General features: G+C 62.8%; 15 protein-coding genes. 6 read left to right on the top strand and 9 right to left on the bottom strand.

The genetic code is table 11. The features are described from left to right. Positions 1-921 (bottom strand): helix-turn-helix domain-containing protein, encoded by a 921-nt coding sequence (locus tag N2597_RS24680; RefSeq protein WP_106796897.1) that lies wholly within the window; start codon positions 919-921, stop codon positions 1-3. Positions 922-1007: 86 nt separating this feature from the next. Here N2597_RS24680 and N2597_RS24675 point away from each other — a divergent pair, with 86 nt between their 5' ends. From N2597_RS24675 to N2597_RS24655, 5 genes are all read left to right on the top strand, one after another. Continuing rightward, positions 1008-2282 carry an extracellular solute-binding protein gene (locus N2597_RS24675; protein ID WP_096763249.1) on the top strand — a complete coding sequence of 425 codons (1275 nt, stop codon included), beginning with the start codon at positions 1008-1010 and terminating at the stop codon, positions 2280-2282. Positions 2283-2370: 88 nt separating this feature from the next. Beyond that, complete coding sequence (locus N2597_RS24670) at positions 2371-3231, top strand: carbohydrate ABC transporter permease (protein WP_040112975.1); 861 nt, start codon at positions 2371-2373, stop codon at positions 3229-3231. Then, the gene (locus N2597_RS24665; protein ID WP_010056938.1) at positions 3228-4064 is read left to right on the top strand and encodes a carbohydrate ABC transporter permease; all 837 of its coding nucleotides are present in this window, start codon (positions 3228-3230) and stop codon (positions 4062-4064) included. Before N2597_RS24670 ends, N2597_RS24665 begins: the two co-directional genes overlap by 4 nt. A gap of 12 nt (positions 4065-4076) precedes the next feature. Continuing rightward, entirely contained in the window at positions 4077-5159 is a 1083-nt protein-coding gene (locus N2597_RS24660; protein WP_096763248.1) for an ABC transporter ATP-binding protein, read from the top strand. A gap of 35 nt (positions 5160-5194) precedes the next feature. Beyond that, complete coding sequence (locus N2597_RS24655; protein WP_183595944.1) at positions 5195-7198, top strand: aldo/keto reductase; 2004 nt, start codon at positions 5195-5197, stop codon at positions 7196-7198. 43 nt (positions 7199-7241) lie between these two features. Here N2597_RS24655 and cydX read toward each other — a convergent pair whose 3' ends face one another. The 7 genes from cydX to N2597_RS24620 all read right to left on the bottom strand — a co-directional run bounded on the left by cydX (position 7242) and on the right by N2597_RS24620 (position 15096). Then, on the bottom strand, positions 7242-7364 hold the full coding sequence (cydX, locus tag N2597_RS24650) for a cytochrome bd-I oxidase subunit CydX (protein ID WP_040143024.1): 123 nt from the start codon (positions 7362-7364) through the stop codon (positions 7242-7244). 13 nt (positions 7365-7377) lie between these two features. Further along, entirely contained in the window at positions 7378-8532 is a 1155-nt protein-coding gene (cydB, locus tag N2597_RS24645) for a cytochrome d ubiquinol oxidase subunit II (protein ID WP_096763246.1), read from the bottom strand. A gap of 6 nt (positions 8533-8538) precedes the next feature. Beyond that, complete coding sequence (locus tag N2597_RS24640) at positions 8539-10119, bottom strand: cytochrome ubiquinol oxidase subunit I (protein ID WP_183595942.1); 1581 nt, start codon at positions 10117-10119, stop codon at positions 8539-8541. A gap of 75 nt (positions 10120-10194) precedes the next feature. Continuing rightward, positions 10195-11886 carry an amino acid ABC transporter ATP-binding/permease protein gene (locus N2597_RS24635; RefSeq protein WP_183595940.1) on the bottom strand — a complete coding sequence of 564 codons (1692 nt, stop codon included), beginning with the start codon at positions 11884-11886 and terminating at the stop codon, positions 10195-10197. After that, entirely contained in the window at positions 11883-13622 is a 1740-nt protein-coding gene (cydD, locus tag N2597_RS24630; RefSeq protein WP_183595938.1) for a thiol reductant ABC exporter subunit CydD, read from the bottom strand. The genes N2597_RS24635 and cydD overlap by 4 nt, the downstream gene beginning before the upstream one ends. 4 nt (positions 13623-13626) lie before the next feature. Then, positions 13627-14205: a GbsR/MarR family transcriptional regulator gene (locus N2597_RS24625; protein WP_009994603.1), complete on the bottom strand. Its 579-nt coding sequence runs from the start codon at positions 14203-14205 to the stop codon at positions 13627-13629. Between the two features lie 291 nt (positions 14206-14496). After that, positions 14497-15096: a HupE/UreJ family protein gene (locus N2597_RS24620; protein ID WP_106796888.1), complete on the bottom strand. Its 600-nt coding sequence runs from the start codon at positions 15094-15096 to the stop codon at positions 14497-14499. A gap of 313 nt (positions 15097-15409) precedes the next feature. On the opposite strand from N2597_RS24620, the gene N2597_RS24615 reads away from it, so the two are divergent. After that, on the top strand, positions 15410-16441 hold the full coding sequence (locus tag N2597_RS24615) for a hydroxyacid dehydrogenase (protein WP_183595936.1): 1032 nt from the start codon (positions 15410-15412) through the stop codon (positions 16439-16441). A 52-nt stretch (positions 16442-16493) separates the two neighbouring features. On the opposite strand, the gene N2597_RS24610 is transcribed toward N2597_RS24615, so the two are convergent. Further along, entirely contained in the window at positions 16494-17495 is a 1002-nt protein-coding gene (locus N2597_RS24610) for a Tim44 domain-containing protein (RefSeq protein ID WP_183595934.1), read from the bottom strand. Between the last annotated feature and the right edge of the window lie 63 nt (positions 17496-17558).

Below are 17558 nucleotides of genomic sequence, written 5' to 3'. Positions count from 1 at the left end.
CTAGTTCTGGAAGGAACCGGCGGGCACCGTCGTCACCAGCCGGATATCCCGGCGGAAGTCGGATGGCGACATGCCGGCGATATGGCGGAAGGATTTGTTGAAGGCGCTGATCGAGCCGAAGCCGCTGTCCATCGCCACCTGCAACACATTGGCGCCCTCGCTCATCAGCATCGCCTGGGCGCGCGACAGCCTGAGCAGCGTCACATATTTGCTGATCGTCATGCCGGTCGACCGCTTGAACAGGTTCATCGCATATTTCGGGTGCAGATCGGCGGCGCGGGCGATGTCGACCGAATCGATGTCCTGCAGGAAATTGGCGGCGATGAAATCGCACATGCGCGCGACGCTGCGCGAGGAATTCGGATGCGGCTGATCGCCTTCCAGGCTGACGGTCGTCTTCGATGTGGTCATCGAATAGGGTTCGAGCGCAATGCGCTCGATGCGCAGCAGCAATTCATCGACGGCGTGCTGGGCCTTGGCGGAATCGCCGGACTTGGAATAGTGGAACCAGCGAGCGAAATTTTCATTGTCGGCGGCATCGGTTGCCGAGGTCAGCAGCGTCTCGCCCTTCATCAGCCGGCTGGAAATGCTGATCGGCAAACGCAGCCGAAAGAAATAGATGAGCGGAAGGTGGGCGCCGGCGTAGAGCGAATCATCCGATGATTCGTCCATCTGATGTGGCTGGCCGCCCCAGAAGAGGCACATTTCGCCGGCGTTCAGCCGGAATTCGTGGTCGCTCATCCGATAATGAACAGTTCCGCGCATGACATAGTTGACCTCGACCTGCGCATGCCAGTGCGGCATGGCCATGACGAGCGGATGGGCATGAAACATCTGCAGCGCCGTCGGCGAACCCTCGATGCTGCCGGCGCCGGGCCGGTAGATTGCACTCGTGCCGATCTTACTTTCCGCCAAATCCATATTCCCTTTTTAGGAGACAGCCGCTCCCTTGCGGATAGTCTAACCGCGTTCGTGAAAGATCGGCAATTGAAAAGGGAGGATTTTCAATGCGCTTCAAACTTCTCGCCGCGACCACAGCTGTCGCACTGCTCGCTTCCGGCTCCGCCTTCGCGCAGTCGGCCAACCTGACCATCTGGAGCTGGAATGTCGCCGCGTCGGCATTGAAATCCACGCTGCCCGGCTTCAACAAGCAGTTTCCCGATATCAAGATCACCGTCGAAGACCTCGGAAACAGCCAGGTCTTCGACAAGACGCTCGCAGCCTGCGCTGCCGGCGGCGAAGGCTTGCCCGACATCGTCAGCATCGAGAATTTCGAAGCTGAAATCTTCTGGAGCCGCTTCCCGGATTGCTTCGCTAATCTGAAAGAGCTCGGTTACACAGCCGATATTCAGGCGAAGTTCCCCGACTTCAAGCGCACAGAGCTCGAGGTCGGCGATGTCGCCTATGCTATGCCCTGGGATTCCGGTCCCGTCGCCGTCTTCTACCGCCGCGATCTCTATGAAAAGGCCGGCGTCGATCCGAGCACCATCAGCACCTGGGACGATTTCATCGCCGCCGGCAAGAAGATCTCGGCCGCCAATCCCGGTGTCGTCATGGCGCAGGCCGATTTCAACGGCGACAGCGAATGGTTCCGCATGATCGCCAACGAGCAGGGCTGCGGCTATTTCTCGACCGACGGCCAGAACATCACCATCAACCAGCCGGCCTGCGTCGCTTCGCTGCAGAAGGTAAAGGAGATGAAGGATGCCGGCACGCTGACGGCCGCCAACTGGGACGAAAAGATCCAGGCCAATACCGCCGGCAAGGCGGCAAGCCAGCTCTATGGCGGCTGGTATGAAGGCACCGTGCGCTCGACCTCTCCCGATCTCAAGGGCAAATGGGGCGTCTACAGAATGCCGAGCCTGACGGCCGACGGCCCGCACGCGGCCAATCTCGGCGGTTCGTCGCTTGCAATTTCGGCAGCGTCCGCAAACAAGGAAGCGGCCTGGAAGTTCGTCAACTATGCCCTCGGCACCAACGAGGGGCAGGTGACCATGCTGAAGGAATTCGGCCTGGTGCCGTCGCTGCTTTCGGCCGAGAAGGATCCCTTCGTCAACGAGCCGCAGCCCTATTGGGGCGGGCAGAAGGTTTGGGCTGATATCCTGGCGACGCTGCCGAAGATCGTTCCGAGCCGCGGCACCGCCTTCCAGAGCGATGCCGAAGGCATCTTCAGGGCGACGCAGGCGAAGTTCTTCGCCGGCGGCTACCCCGATGCGAAAGCGGCTCTCGACGACGCCGCCAACCAGATCGCTTCGGCGACCGGTCTTCCCATCGCGCAATGAATGACGATGCCGGGCGCTCCAAGCTCCCGGCATTCCCCCGGCCTGCAACGCAGCCGGTCATTCATTTAGTTCGTGTGGAGGAAACTGGATGCCGTTCAGAACCCGGAGCGCCTATGCGTTCCTCGCTCCCTATCTGCTGATCTTTGCCACCTTCTGGGTCTGGCCGATCATCAATTCGTTCCTGATTTCCTTTCAGAACACCCGCATCAACCCGTGGAAATACAGTTTCCAGTCCAATTGGGGCCGGCTCTTCTACGACCCTGCCTTCTATAACGCTCTTTACAACACGCTGATCATTCTGGTGATCCAAGTGCCGGTCATGATCGCGCTTGCGACCGTCATGGCCGTCATGCTCAATTCGCCGCTCCTGAAAGCGCGCCCGCTTTTCCGTTTCGCCTTCTTTGCGCCGGTTGTCGTCGGTGAGGTCGCTTACGCAGCCGTATTCCGGCTGATGTTCAGCCTCGATTTCGGCGTCATCAACAAGATGATTTCGGCCATCGGTTTCAGCCCGATATCCTGGTTCGACAATGCCAATGCGGCGATGGCCGTGATCATCCTTGCCGTCACATGGCGCTGGGCCGGCTATAACGCCATCATCATCCTCGCCGGCCTGCAGGCCATTCCCGACGATGTCTACGAGGCAGCAACGCTCGACCGGGTGAGCAAGGTACAGCAGTTCTTTCATATCACCCTGCCGCTGTTGAAACCGATCATCCTCTTCTGTGTGGTGCTTTCGGTGATCGGCACCATGCAGCTCTTCACCGAGCCCTTCCTCATCACCAATCGCGGCGGCCCCGGCGGCGGCACGGAAACTCTCGGCCTCTTCCTTTATCGCCAGGGTTTCACCGCGCTGAACTTTGGCTATGCCTCGGCGATCGCCTATACGATGGCTGCCCTTGCCGTGGCGATCTCGCTTCTCAATCTCTGGGTCGGGAGGGATCCGAAATGAAATCCAAATCGCAATCTCTTCTGCTGCGCCAGATCGCGTTGCATGCCGCACTGGCGCCGCTTGCGATAATCTGGCTGTTTCCGCTCTGGATGATGTTCGTCTTCTCCACGATGCCCGACAACGGCATCTTCAGCCCTGATATCGTGCTGTGGCCATCGACCAACTTCGTCGAGAATTTCAAGAACCTGCAGGCCGATACCGATTTCATCGGGGCCATGGTGATCTCCATCGGCGTGGCGCTGATCTATACAGTGCTCTCGGTGCTGCTGACTTCGATGGCCGGCTGGGCACTGGCACGTTACCGTTTCGTCGGCCGCACCGTCGTCATCGCCATCATCCTCGGCACGATCACGCTGCCCTTCTCCGTGGTCGTCATCCCGCAATTCATCATGGTGGCGCGCGAGTTCAAGCTGGCAAACACCTGGGTGGCGCTGATCGTGCCGCCGCTGTTCAATTCGCTGGGCGTGCTGTTCATGCGGCAATCCTTCTCGATGATGCCGGGCGAGCTTTTCGATGCGGCCCGGGTCGAGGGCGTCAAGGAATGGCAGATCTTCCTGCGCATCGCCTTGCCGCTGGCGCGCCCGACGATGGCGGCATTGGCGATCATTCTCTTCCTGCACTCGTGGAACAATTATCTCTGGCCGCTGCTGATCAATTCCAGACCGGGGATGATGACGGCGCCAGTGGCATTGGGAACGCTGATCGGCCTCACCAAAGTCTCCTGGGGCGGCATCATGGCCGGCGCGGTGCTGCTGACGGCGCCGATCCTCGTCGTCTTCGTGGCTCTGCAGCGCCATTTCATCGCCGGCATCGCGGCCGGCGCAATTAAATAATCGGGAGGCCGCATGGCAGAGCTTTCACTCAGCAATATCGTCAAGCGCTTCGGCGGCTTTGAGATTATCCACGGCGCCGATCTGGAGGTGAAGGATGGCGAATTCGTCGTCTTCGTCGGCCCGTCCGGCTGCGGCAAGTCCACGCTGCTCAGGATGATCGCCGGCCTCGAGGACATTACTTCAGGCGAGCTTCGCATTGGCGGCAGGGTCGTCAACGACGTCGAGCCGGCCGATCGCGGCATCGCCATGGTGTTTCAATCCTATGCGCTTTATCCGCACCTCACCGTCGAGGAAAACCTGAGCTTCGGCCTGCGCATGAACGGCAACCCGAAGGCCGATACCGAGCGGCGCGTGCGCCATGTCGCCGAGATCCTGCAGATCACCGAGTTGATGAAGCGGCGGCCGAAGCAGCTTTCCGGCGGTCAGCGCCAGCGCGTCGCGATCGGCCGCGCCATCGTCCGTGAACCGGAGGTTTTCCTGTTCGACGAACCTTTGTCGAACCTCGACGCCGAGTTGCGCGTGCAGATGCGCGTCGAAATCTCCCGGCTGCACAAGCAGCTCGGCACGACGATGATCTACGTCACCCACGATCAGACGGAGGCGATGACGCTCGCCGACCGGATCGTCGTGCTGCGCGCCGGCAATATCGAGCAGATCGGCGCGCCGCTCGATCTCTATGACGATCCCGCCAACCAGTTCGTCGCCGGCTTCGTTGGCTCGCCGAAGATGAATTTCCTTAAGGCCGTTGTGGTCGAGACGCAGCCGGGCAGGGCGGTGATTGCACTCGAAAGCAACACCAATACGCGCCTGCCGCTGCCCGTCGCCGATCCCATCGAAGCCGGCGCGAAAGTGACGCTCGGCATCCGTCCCGAACATTTCGTCGATGCCGGCATGGGCGATGCCGATCTCACCGTCGCCATCGACGTCGCCGAACATCTCGGCAACACCAGCTATATCTACGCCGCCATCGGCAGCGAGCAGTTGATCATCGAGCGGCCGGAATCGCGTGTCGCCGGCAATCGCGAGACGCTGACCGTCGGCCTTCCCGCACGCCACACATTCCTTTTCGACGGCGCCGGCAAACGGCTTCGCTAAACCCCTCCCAAGGCAGAAAGACGAAAGAGGTTTCCATGACGTCCGATCAACCGATCCGCTGGGGCATCATCGGCCCCGGCACCATCGCCCGCACCTTTGCCGATGGCGTCGCCCATTCGCGTACCGGCAAATTGGTGGCGATCGCCACCCGCAATCCTGCAAAGCCAGGCCTTGCCGAAGCTTTCCCCGGCGCCCGCATCGTCAACGGCTATGAGGCGCTGCTTTCCGACCCCGAGATTGATGCGGTTTATATTTCCGTGCCCCATACCGGCCATGCCGAATGGGCGATCAAGGCTGCCCGCGCCGGAAAACATATCCTGGTGGAAAAGCCGATCGCACTGTCGGCCTATGATGCCGAGGCCGTTTACTACGAAGCCAAGAAGGCTGGCGTCTTTGCCGGCGAGGCCTTCATGTACCGCGTGCATCCGCAGACGGAGAAGCTGGTCGAACTCGTCAAGAGCGGCGTCATCGGCACGCTGCGCATCATCCGCTCGAGCTTCGGCTTCAATATGGGCGGCTACAAGCCGGAGCACCGGCTGTTCGCCAACGATACAGCTGGCGGCGGCATTCTCGATGTCGGCGGCTATCCCGTCTCGATGGCGAGGCTGATCGCCGGCGCTGCGGAAGGCAAAGCCTTCCTCGAACCGGAAAAAGTTTCGGGCGTTGCCCATCTCGGAGAGAGCGGCGTCGATGAGTGGGCGTCGGCCGTGCTGAAGTTCCCGAACGAGATCATTGCCGAAGTCTCCTGCTCGATCATGGCGCAGCAGGACAACGTCCTGCGTATCATCGGCTCCGAGGGCAGGATCGAGGTCGCCGACTTCTGGTTCGCCTCCGGCCACAAGGGCGGCGTCGGCAAAATCGAGATCTTCAAGGGCGGCAAGCAGGAAACGATCGAGGTCAGGGAAGACCGCTGGCTCTATTCCTTCGAGGCCGATGCGGTGGGCGACGCCATCCGCGCCGGCAAAACCGAGTTCAGCACTCCCGGTATGAGCTGGGCGGATTCGATCGGAAACCTGCGCGTGCTTGACCAATGGCGTGCCTCGGTCGGTCTCGAATACGGTGTCGAGAAGGCGGTCAAGCGCACGAACAATATTGCCGGCGGCGCGGTCACGCGCGGCAATAGCATTCCGCAGCGCCAGATTCCCGGCATTTCCAAGCCCGCTTCGGTCGTGACACTCGGCTTTGAGTTCTTCCCGAATTTCGCTGCCGCCTCGCTGACGCTTGACGCCTTTTACGAGGCAGGGGGCAATGCCTTTGATACTGCCTTTGTCTATGGCGCAGGCAAGACGGAGGCGATCTTCGGTGACTGGCACACCAGCCGCAAAGTGCCGCGCGAGGAGATCGTGCTGATCGGCAAGGGCGCCCATTCGCCGCTCTGCTACCCCGATATGATCGCAAAACAGCTCGATCAATCGCTCGCCCGGCTGAAGACCGACTATGTCGACGTCTATTTCATGCATCGCGACAACACCGACGTGCCGGTCGGCGAGTTCGTCGACGCCATGGATGCCGAGGTCAAACGCGGCCGCATCCGCGGCATCTTCGGCGGCTCGAACTGGACGCGAGCGCGTTTCGACGAAGCGATCGCCTATGCCGAAAGGACCGGCAAGGCGGAACCCGCGGCGCTCTCCAACAACTTCTCGCTTGCCGAAATGCTCGATCCGATCTGGGCCGGCTGTGTTGCCGCCTCCGATGACGATTGGAAGAAATGGCTGAACGAGAAGCAGATCCCGAACTTTGCCTGGTCGAGCCAGGGTCGCGGTTTCTTTACCGACCGCGCCGGCCGCGACAAGCGAGACGATGAGGAGATCGTGCGCGTCTGGTATTCCGAGCGCAACTTCGGACGCCGCGACCGCGCCATCGAACTTGCCAACAAGCTCGGCCGCAACCCGATCCACATCGCGCTCGCCTATGTGATCGCCCAGCCCTTCCCGGTCATCCCGCTGATCGGGCCGCGCACCGTCGCCGAACTGGAAGACAGTCTCTCCGCACTCGATATCCGGCTGACGCCCGAACAGGTAAAGTGGCTGGAAGGCTGACCCAATGGAAAGGGCGCGGCTTGAAGCCGCGCCCTTTCCATCACTACTTCAACGTCTCGGACGCCTTCTTCTTGGCGGCGTCGTCCATCAGCTCATACCACATGGCGTTGAGGACAGCGAAGGCGGCGGCCAGCGGCAAGCCGAGGATCCATGCGAAATACCACATCGTTTCGTCTCCCTCAGTAGGCGTGACTGTTCTTGTCGGTGACCGACTTCTCGTCGACCTTGCCCCACAAAACCTTGTAGACCCAGGCGGTGTAGGCAACGATGATCGGCAGGAAGATCACCGTCACGACCAGCATGATGAACAGCGTCATATGGCTGGAGGATGCATCCCACACCGTCAGGCTCGATCGCGGATCGAGCGAGGAGGGCAGGATGAACGGGAACATCGCCAGACCGACCGTGGAGATGATGCCCAGTATCGCCACCTTGCTGAAGATGAGCGTCGTCACCTCGCGTCCTGCCCGCATTGCGAGGAAGGCCAGTGCCGCACCTGCAAAGCCGAGGACAGGCGCCAGGATCATCCAAGGATGGGCGTTGTAATTGGCAAGCCATGCGCCATTCTCGATCACCACGCTCTTCAGCAGCGGGTTTGACGGTCCGATCGGGCTGATATCGCCGGCGATGCGATAGCCGCCAACGCCGATCCACAGGAAGAGGCCGCCGAGGGCAAAGAGCACGATGGCGGCAAGGGCGGCGATACTGCCATAGCTTCTGGCCCGCTCCGCCACCGGACCGTTCGCCTTCAAGGCCAGCCAGGCGGCGCCGTGCATCGTCAACATGGCGACGGACAACAGCCCGCAGAGCAGCGCATAGGGGTTGAGCAAAGCGAAGAACGAGCCTTCGTAGAAGATCCGCATGTCGTCGGCAAAGCGGAACGGCACGCCCTGCAGCACGTTGCCGACGGCAACGCCGAAGATCAGCGCCGGCACGAACCCGCCGATGAAAAGCGCCCAGTCCCAGGCGTTTCGCCAGCGGACGCTTTCCCGTTTCGACCGGTATTTGAAGCCGACCGGGCGCAGGATGAGCGCGAAAAGGATCGCGAACATGGCGAGATAGAAGCCCGAGAAGGAGACCGCATAAAGCGGCGGCCAGGCGGCGAAGATGGCGCCGCCGCCGAGGATCAGCCAGACCTGGTTGCCTTCCCAGGTGGCGCCGATCGTGTTGATCGCCACGCGCCGCTCCGCATCGGTCCTGGCAACAAAGGGCAGAAGCGTGCCGACGCCGAGATCGAAGCCGCCTGTCGTTGCAAAAGCGATCAATATCACGCCGAGCAGCAGCCACCAGATGAGGCGCAGGGTTTCGTAGTCGATGAGTTCGTGAAGGATCATGGCAGGTCACTCCGCGGCCGGGACGAGGGTTTCGGAAATCAGGACAGCTTCCGGGTCGTCATCCGGCTCCGGCCCCTGTCTAATCGCCTTGATCATCAGGCTCATTTCGATGACGATTAGCACCGTGTAGAGCGCGGCAAAACCGATGATCGTCAGCAGCACGGTGCCGGCACCGAGGCTGGAGACGGCGGCCGCCGTCGGCAGCACGCCTTCGATCACCCAGGGCTGGCGGCCGAATTCGGCGACGACCCAGCCGAGCTCGATGGCGACCCAGGGCAGGGGGATTGCCAGCACGGCAATCTTCAGCAGCAGCGGATATTTTTCGAGATGGCGCCGGGCCGACAGCCAGAAGAAAGTGGCGGTCAAGAGGATGAAGAACATGCCGAGGCCGACCATGATGCGGAAGGACCAGAAGAGCGTTGGCACATGCGGGATCGTGTCACGCGCAGCCTGCACGATCTGCGCGTCGGTCGCTTGCCGCGGATCGTCGACGTAGCGCTTCAGAAGAAGCGCGTAGCCGAGATCATGGCCGAGATCCTCGAAGGAGCTGCGCACTTCCTGCGCGACCTGGTCCTGCGCCGGCGCCGCACGGATCTGCATCAGCGCGTCGTAAGCCTTGATGCCGTCGCGGATTCGCACCTCGGCCTGCTGTTCGAGCTTGTCGATGCCGGGGATTTCGGTCGTTAGCGACCGTGTGCCGATCAGTCCCATGACCCAGGGGATATGCACGGCGAAATGCGTCTCGCGCGCTTCCTGATCGGGGAAACCGAAGGCGGTGAAGGCAGCCGGCGCCGGCTCCGTCTTCCACATGCCTTCGATAGCGGCGAGCTTCATCTTCTGGTTTTCGGTCGCGAGATAACCGCTCTCGTCACCGAGCACGACGACCGAAAGAGCCGAGGCGAGGCCGAAGGAGGCGGCGACCGTCATCGAGCGCTTGGCAAGCTCGATATTCCGGCCCTTCAGCACATACCAGGCCGAGACGCCGAGCACGAAGATCGAGGCGCAGACATAACCCGCCGACACCGTATGAACGAATTTCGCCTGGGCGACCGGATTGAAGACCACATCGAAGAAGCTGGTGATCTCCATGCGCATCGTCTGCGGATTGAGCGCCGATCCCACCGGATTCTGCATCCAGCCGTTGGCAATGAGGATCCAGAGCGCCGAGAAATTCGAACCGAGCGCCACTGCCCAGGTGGCGACGAGATGGCCGACCTTCGACAGCTTGTCCCAGCCGAAGAAGAACAGGCCGACGAAGGTCGCCTCGAGGAAGAAGGCCATCAGGCCTTCGATCGCCAGCGGCGCGCCGAAGATATCGCCGACATAATAGCTGTAATAGCTCCAGTTCATGCCGAACTGGAATTCCATGACGATGCCGGTGGCGACGCCGAGCACGAAATTAATGCCGAACAGCGTGCCCCAGAATTTCGTCATCTGCCGCCAGATCTGGCGGCCGGTCATGACATAGACGGTTTCCATGATCGCCAGGAGCACGGACAGGCCGAGCGTCAGCGGCACGAACAGGAAGTGGTAAAGCGCCGTCAGCGCAAATTGGAAGCGCGATAGCGCGACGATATCTAGTTCCATTGTCTTTCTCCCACGGTCCCACGGGGTACGGAGCGTTCCTCAGCGCCGGCTGGCGCTGCGGGCATGCGGTCGTGCTCAGTCCGGCCGAAGCCGATCGAGCGCCTTTTCGAACGCCGCCTCCCCACGGCGTGAAACTTCTGAAATGCGGCCACCTTCGATGACGGCGATACGGTCTGCGATCGCAGCCTCGCGGCGGATATGGGTGGCGATCACCAGCGAGCGGCCCGCCGCCATTGCCGATAGGCGACAGAGCACGTCGCGGGCGGTGGCGCCGTCGAGACCCTCTGTGGGTTCGTCGAGCAGCCATAGCGGCGTGTCGCGCAGGAAGAGCCGGGCAAGCGCCAGCCGGCGCGACTGGCCGCCCGAAAGGCCGAGGCCGCCTTCGCCGAGCCGCGTATCGATCCCCCGCGGCATGGCCTCGATATCGGCAAGCAGCCCGGCGGCAGCAAGCACCTCCCGAAGACGGGCCTCGCTGGCATCCGGGTCGGCAAGGGTGAGATTGCCCCGCAAACTGTCCTCGAAGAGTTCTGTCCGCTGCGTCAACAGGGTCGCCGTTGCTGCCGCAACGCTTCCCGTTCTTGTCGGCAGTTCACCGGAAAGCAGAGCAAGGAGGCTCGACTTGCCGGCGCCGCTGCTGCCGATCATCGCGAGGCGTTCGCCCTGCTGAAGTGTGAGTTCGCTGACCTGGAGTGCCGGCACGGCGGAATTTTCATGGAATGCGGACACAGCGGCCAGCGAAAAAGCAAATCCCGGCAGCGGCAGCCCCATAGGTTCTGGCGTTGCGGCGGCGGCAAGCCGCGGCGCGACGCGCTTTGCCGCAAGCAGGGTTCGGCCAAGTTCCAGAGCACCACGGCGCAGAGCTGTAAAGGGTTCGGCGGCCGCAAAGGCGACGAGCAAGCCGAGGGCTGCAACCGGCGTGGTAATCGCGTTGGTTTCCGCGAGGGCGGCGACGGCAAGCAGCGATGCCGTCAATAGCAGGGTGGAGACGAGGCCGAAGCCGAATGTCAGGCCGGTTTCGACCCGGTTCAGCCAGTCGTCGGCGAGGCCGGCATAGTGGTCGGCGGCAGCGATCGCGCTCCTCTGCGCGGCAAGTCGGCCGGCCATCAACAGGTCGGTCTGACCGGCGACGAGATCGATCGTCCGCGACCGCAGTGCCTCGATGCCATGGGCGCGCCTGCGGGCATGTTTGCGCGCCGCCCGAGCAGCGATCAAGGGCAGGCCAAGACCGGTGCCGGCGAGAAAGACGCCGAATAACAGGCCGAACAGCGGATGCATGAGCGCCAGCACGAGGCTCGCCGCAAGGCCAGCGCCGATCGCCACCGCGGCCGGCACAAGGATCCTCAGATACAGAGAGTCGAGCGCATCGATATCGGCTGTCAGCCGGAAGAGCAGCCTTGCCGGACGATGCAGGAGCGTGCGTGCGACACCCGGTTCGGCGAAGCCGCGAAACAGTCTTTCGCGAAGAGCGGCCAGCACGCCGAGCGTCGCGTCATGGGTCGCCAGCCTTTCACCATACCGTGCCGCCGTCCTGATGATGGCGAGCAGGCGGATGCCGGCTGACGGTGCGAAGACGTCGAAGGTGACGGCGGCAGCGGCCGAAAGGCCGGCAAGCGACGTGGCGGTGATGAACCAGCCGGACAGGCCGAGCAGGGCGATGCCCGCCGTGACCGTCGCGGCCGCAAGTGCAGCGCCGAGCAGCAGCGCACGCCGGCGCTCGGCAAAGAACAGACGCAGGATCGGCTTGATATCTGCAGTGAATGTGCTCACTCCGCGGCCTCCCTCACAATAAACTCGGCGTCCATGCGCACGGTGCGATGCAGGCGCGCGGCCAGCAGCGGATCGTGGGTGGCAACAATCAAGGTGCGCCCCTTGGAAAGCGAAAGCAGGCTTTCGGTCACTTGGGCGGCGGTGGCGGCATCGAGATGCGCGGTCGGCTCGTCGGCCAGGATGATCCTCAGATGCGGATTGCAAGCGGCGCGGGCGATCGCCAGCCGCAGCGCCTCGCCGCCGGAAAGCCCGGTGCCGCCTTCGCCGAGCCGTCGGCCGCCATAGGCGGCGGCTACTTTTTCCAGTCTCGCCGCATCAAGCGCACCCGTCACATCGCCGCGTGGGATGCCGGGCCTGCCGAGCGTGATGTTGCCTGTAATGGTGCCCGCAAAAATATGCGGCTTCTGGCCGATCCACGCCATGCCGCCGCGCAAGAGCGTGGCGGTGTCGTCCGCAAGCTCGACGCCGCCGATGACGATGCGACCACCGGTGCAGGGCGCCAGCCCCGCCATCAGTGAAAGAAGCGTCGATTTACCGGAACCGCTGGCGCCGAGAAGCGCCAGATGTTCACCGGCGGCAATATCGAGGTCGAAGCCGCAGAGGACCAGCGGCTCATCGGCGGCGTAGCGGAAATCGACATTCTCAAGGCGGATGTCCGGCGCTTCGGGAGAAGGCGCTGCCGCGGCTCCGACCGGTCCTCGAATGGACATACCACCGGCAGCCAGGGCGTCCAGCGCTTTCAGCGCCGCTTCGCCGGCGGCCCGGTCGTGCCAGACGGCCGAAAGCTCGCGCAGCGGCTCGAAGAAGGCCGGCGCCAGCAGTAGGATGAACAATCCCTCGATCAGGTCGAGCCGGCCTGCCCAGGTGCCGAAGCGGATCTCGCCGAGCAGGCTGAAACCGACATAGACGGCAATCATCGCCACGCCGAGTGCTGCGAAAAGTTCGAGTACGGCCGAGGAGAGGAATGCGATCTTCAGCACCGCCATGGTGCGCGCACGCAGCGACTCCGCCTCGCGGCGCAGCCTGAGCGCGGTGGCATCCACCGCCTCGAGCGCACGGATCGTCGCCAGTCCGCGCAGCCGATCGAGCAGGAAGCTGTTGAGGCCGCCGGTGGCAACAAGCTGTTTTCCGCTGGCCGCCTGGGCACGCCAGCCGATCAGCGCCATGAAGATTGGGATCAGCGGCGCGGCAAACAGCAGCACCAGCGCGGCAATCCAGGAGACCGGAAGGATGACGGCAAGGATGACGAGCGGCACAAGGCTCGCCTTCACTCGCGCCGGCTGGAAACGGGCGAGATAGGGCACGATGAGTTCAGCCTGCTCGCCCAGCACACTTGCGGCTTTGCCGGAGCCCGGTCGGCCTCGATCGATCGGCGACGACGTGGAGAGCGCCGCAACGGCGGTCCGCCGCCTGCGGCTGAGCTCGGCGCGCGCGATATGAAAGGCCAGGCGGCCGCCGGCCGTGTCGAGACAGCCTCTTGCCAGTCCGAGAAGAAGAATGCCGAGGGCCGGCCAGACAACGGCCTGCAATCCGCCGCCATCGGCGATGCGGCCGACCGAGACGGCCAGTAACCCGGCCTGCGGAATCCAGATCGCGGCGGCGAGTGCCTGCAGCATCGCCGCTCGGCGCAGGCCGCTTTTCGCATTATTCGGACCGGTGAGGGGCGAGACGGTATCGCCGTCCAGTGCCGGCTCAGTCTCCCTCCTGTCCTTCGCGTCGAAAAAAGCAGTGCCCATGGCGCTAACTCTTGTTCGCAGGATTCGGCCGGCGGCTGCGGCCGAGCGAAACCACCCGGTCCTTGGCCTCCAGAAGCTTCGTCACTTTCGCGCCCAGCGAGAGGAGCGTCGCGAGCCTTTCGGTTTCAAGCTGTTTAACGTCCTCGTACCAATGGGTCAGCTGCTCGATCAGCGTGTGCATTTCGCTCATGCGCTGCTGCGCGTGCCGTTCGGCCTCGCTGGCAGGGCGCTGCATCAGGATCTCGCGCAGAACCGACAGCGTCGGATCGACTTCCCGCTTCTTTCGTTCCTCGGCAAGCGTCCGCAAAATCAGCCAGACATCATCGGGCGTCGTGAAGAAATCGCGGCGGTCGTCCGGCTTGTGTTTGAGCAGGACGAGGTTCCATGCCTGAAGTTCGCGCAGGCTCATCGAAACATTGGAGCGCGAGATGCCGAGCGAGTCGGCAATCTCCTCGGCGCAGAGCGGCGCCGGCGAGACGAAAAGCAGCGCATAGATCTGGCCGACCGTGCGGTTGATTCCCCAGCGAGATCCCATTTCGCCGAAGTGGAGAACGAAGGACTGGACGAGAGGCGGAAGGTTCATAGCGGTTTCCGTTCCAACTGTGATTTCAGAAATTTCTGAAATCACTATACTGACTCTCGCACCCCACCGACAACCGGCAAGGCGGCCCTGCGTCAATTTGGATGTCCGTTCGTTGATCGTGCGTCAGCTATAGCCCGACGCGACAGGAGGGGATTTGATTTAGGTCAAGTCCGCCGCACTTTGCCGCGATGACGCAGAAACGCCCGGTTATGCCACGCAAACCGGGCGTTCTCGTTGCACCGTGATGTTTTGGACGCGTTTGCCGCCGGGGCGGCTGCAATGCCTTCAGGTTCAGATCAAGCCGGCCAGGATGCCGACGCCCGCGATGGTAGCAATACCGCCGGCCGCGCGAGTTACGAAGACGCCCTGCCGTTCGCCGGCCCGGCTGATGACGTAACCAAGGGAGAGGCCGGCGACGTGAAGCAGTGCAGTGGCAATCATGAACCCAGCGGCATAGGCAGCGCCGGCCGCATCTTCCGGCATTTCGGCGCCATGCGCATGGCCATGAAAGATGGCGAAGAATCCGACCACGCCGAGCGCTGCGGCAAGCGGCGCCCTGACATTGAGGGCAACGACGGTGCCGAGAACGATGACGGAAAACGCGATGCCGATTTCAACAAAGGGAACATTGACGCCGGCAACACCGAGAGCCCCGCCAATCGCCATCACCATGATGAAGGTTGCCGGCAGCAGCCAGAGAGCACGGCCGCCGAGCTGGAAAGCCAAAACGCCGACCATCACCATGGCGAGGACATGATCGAGTCCGGACAGCGGATGAGCAAAGCCATGGCTGAACCCGGCGGCTTCGCCAACGGCAGGATGGGCGGAAGCGACTGCCGGAAGCGCTACAGCAGCCAAGGCAAGCAGGCCGCTCTTCAGTGCTGATTTCATTGTCGATTCCCTCGCGTTTTCGAAAATCCTGCGGCTGCCGAAGACCAGGGCTGGCTCGCGCCCCTGAAGCTAATTCAAGGGATTCGCAGCGTCAATGGAAAAGTCATTAAATAACAAGTCAATTCAACTGCTTATCTGATAGGCAATTGCCGCTTTCCATTGCTTCTCGCCGCGCCCGTCGCTCAGGAGCGACGCCGATTTTACGGATCGCGCTCTGCATTCCTCTTTGGCGAACTGGAAACAGCTGCAGGCAGGGGCTATGAACCCTTCAGAGGCGAGGCGATGCAAGCCGCCCGCGATGGAGGACACACCCATGACGAATGCCGAACGGCCGCTGGCGATCAGTGCGCCCGAACCGCGCACGCTCGATCTGATCTTCAGCGATCGGGCGCGCGCCGAATTGCATGCGAAATACGAGGTGGTCGAAGCCGATCCGGAGAATATCGCCGGGCTTGGCGACGAGATCCTCGGCAGAGCGCGCTACATCATCGGCCAGCCGCCGCTTTCGGCGGAAACGTTGGCCAGAATGCCGGTCCTGCGCGCGATCCTCAACGTCGAAAGCAATCTCCTGAACAACATGCCCTATGACGTGCTCTTCCAGCGCGGCATCCATGTCGTGACGACGGGCCAGGTCTTCGCCGAACCGGTCGCCGAAATCGGTCTCGGCTTCGCGCTGGCCTTGGCGCGCGGCATCGTCGATGCCGATGTCGACTTTCGCCACGGCAGCGAACTCTGGGGAGGGGAGGGCAATGCGAGCGCGCGACTGATCGCAGGCTCCGAGATCGGCATTGTTGGCTTCGGCGATCTCGGCAAGGCGCTGCGTCGCGTGCTGTCCGGCTTCAGGGCGCGCATCAGGGTCTTCGATCCCTGGCAGCCCCGCTCGATCCTCGAGGAAAACGGCGTCGAACCGGCAAGCCTGGAGGATGTGCTGACCAAGAGCGATTTCGTCTTCGTCGTCGCAGCCGTCACCAGCGAGAACAGGGGATACCTTGGCGCCGAGGGCTTCGCCAGCATGCGCAAGGGCGCGGCCTTCATCCTGCTCAGCCGCGCCGATGTCGTCGATTTCGATGCGCTGATGGCGGCCGTCTCGTCAGGCCATATCGTCGCGGCGAGCGATGTCTATCCTGAGGAGCCGCTGCCGCCCGATCATCCGGTGCGCGGCCTGAAAGGCTTCATCCGCTCGGCGCACCGGGCCGGCGCCCTCGACAGCGCCTTCAAGAAGATGGGCGACATGGTGCTGGAAGATATGGACCTGATGGATCGTGGCTTGCCGCCGATGCGCTGCAAACGGGCGGAACGCGAGACGGTCTCCCGCATGCGCTCCAAACCGGTCGCGGTCAACTAAAATGCCACCCAAGCTGACCGGCAGCTTGGGTGGCACAAACAGAGGCGCTGTTTTAAGCGGCGCGCTGGCCGGTGCCCTGGATAGCAGCGAGCTTCCAGTCCGCTCCGGGCCTGCGCACGAAGGTCCAAATCTCGGTGCTTTCGCTCGGTCGGCCGTCATCCCCGGAAACGACACGACCGCTGTCACGTTCGACCATGGCATCGATCGAGGAGTAACGCATGGCGAGAGTCGCATATTCCTGGCCGTCTTCGCGCCAGGCCTCGGCGATATCACCCTGCAGCAGCTTGACGTCGGAGACGCGGTTGCGCACGCCGTTGGTGGCGTTTTCGCCGAGTTCCTCGGCGAGATAGGACATCGCTTCCGGTGTCGTCAGCCGGCGCAACGTGCCATAGTCTTCGGCGCCATAGGCGGTCTGCACGCTCGTCAGCAATTCTTCGAACTGATCGAGGTCGGCCTGTGCCAGCCCGATCTCATCCTTCGGCCGATTGCCGCGCGCCTGTCCACCGTAACCAGCGCCCGAGCCGATCGCCGGGATCTGGAAGGATGAATTGTTCGACGGCGACATATTGAAAGACTGGCCGTAGGACTGGCTCTGGCCGCCAACCCCATAGGAAGGCTGCCGGCGGTTGGCGAAATAACGCATGGCGAGCATGATGGCGCCGCCAATCAGGGCGATCTGCAGCAGCATGCCGAGGAAGCCGAAGCCGCCGCCGAAACCGTGGCCGAGCAGCATGCCGAGCAGGCCGCCGGCAATCAGGCCGCCGATCATCGAACGCCCGAAGCCGTTGAAGAAGCCGGGCCGCTGGGCGCCGAGCGGCTGCTGGGCCGTAGCCGGCGCAGTAGTGCGCGGCGTCATCGACCGTTCGATCGGCGCAGCAGTGTTCGGCGCGGTTTGGGTGACGGGCGGAGCCTGGAATGTACGCGTGCCGCGGCTGCCGAAACCGGAACCGCCGGCGCGGCGCGCCTCGGCATCACCAAGCGAAGCAAAAACGGTAGCGCTCGTCAGTACGGCAATCGCCGCAAACTTGGCAAAACGCGAAACGGTACCCGGCATTCCTGATCTCCTGTCCATGCTCCACGGCATATCGAGAGCTAATATAGGGACTCTTTCCCCGGT

Origin of the sequence: Rhizobium sophoriradicis (assembly GCF_025200795.1) — a bacterium.
In the GTDB taxonomy this organism is placed as follows: Bacteria; Pseudomonadota; Alphaproteobacteria; order Rhizobiales; family Rhizobiaceae; genus Rhizobium; species Rhizobium sophoriradicis.
This window is presented reverse-complemented; position numbering and strand designations above follow the sequence as displayed.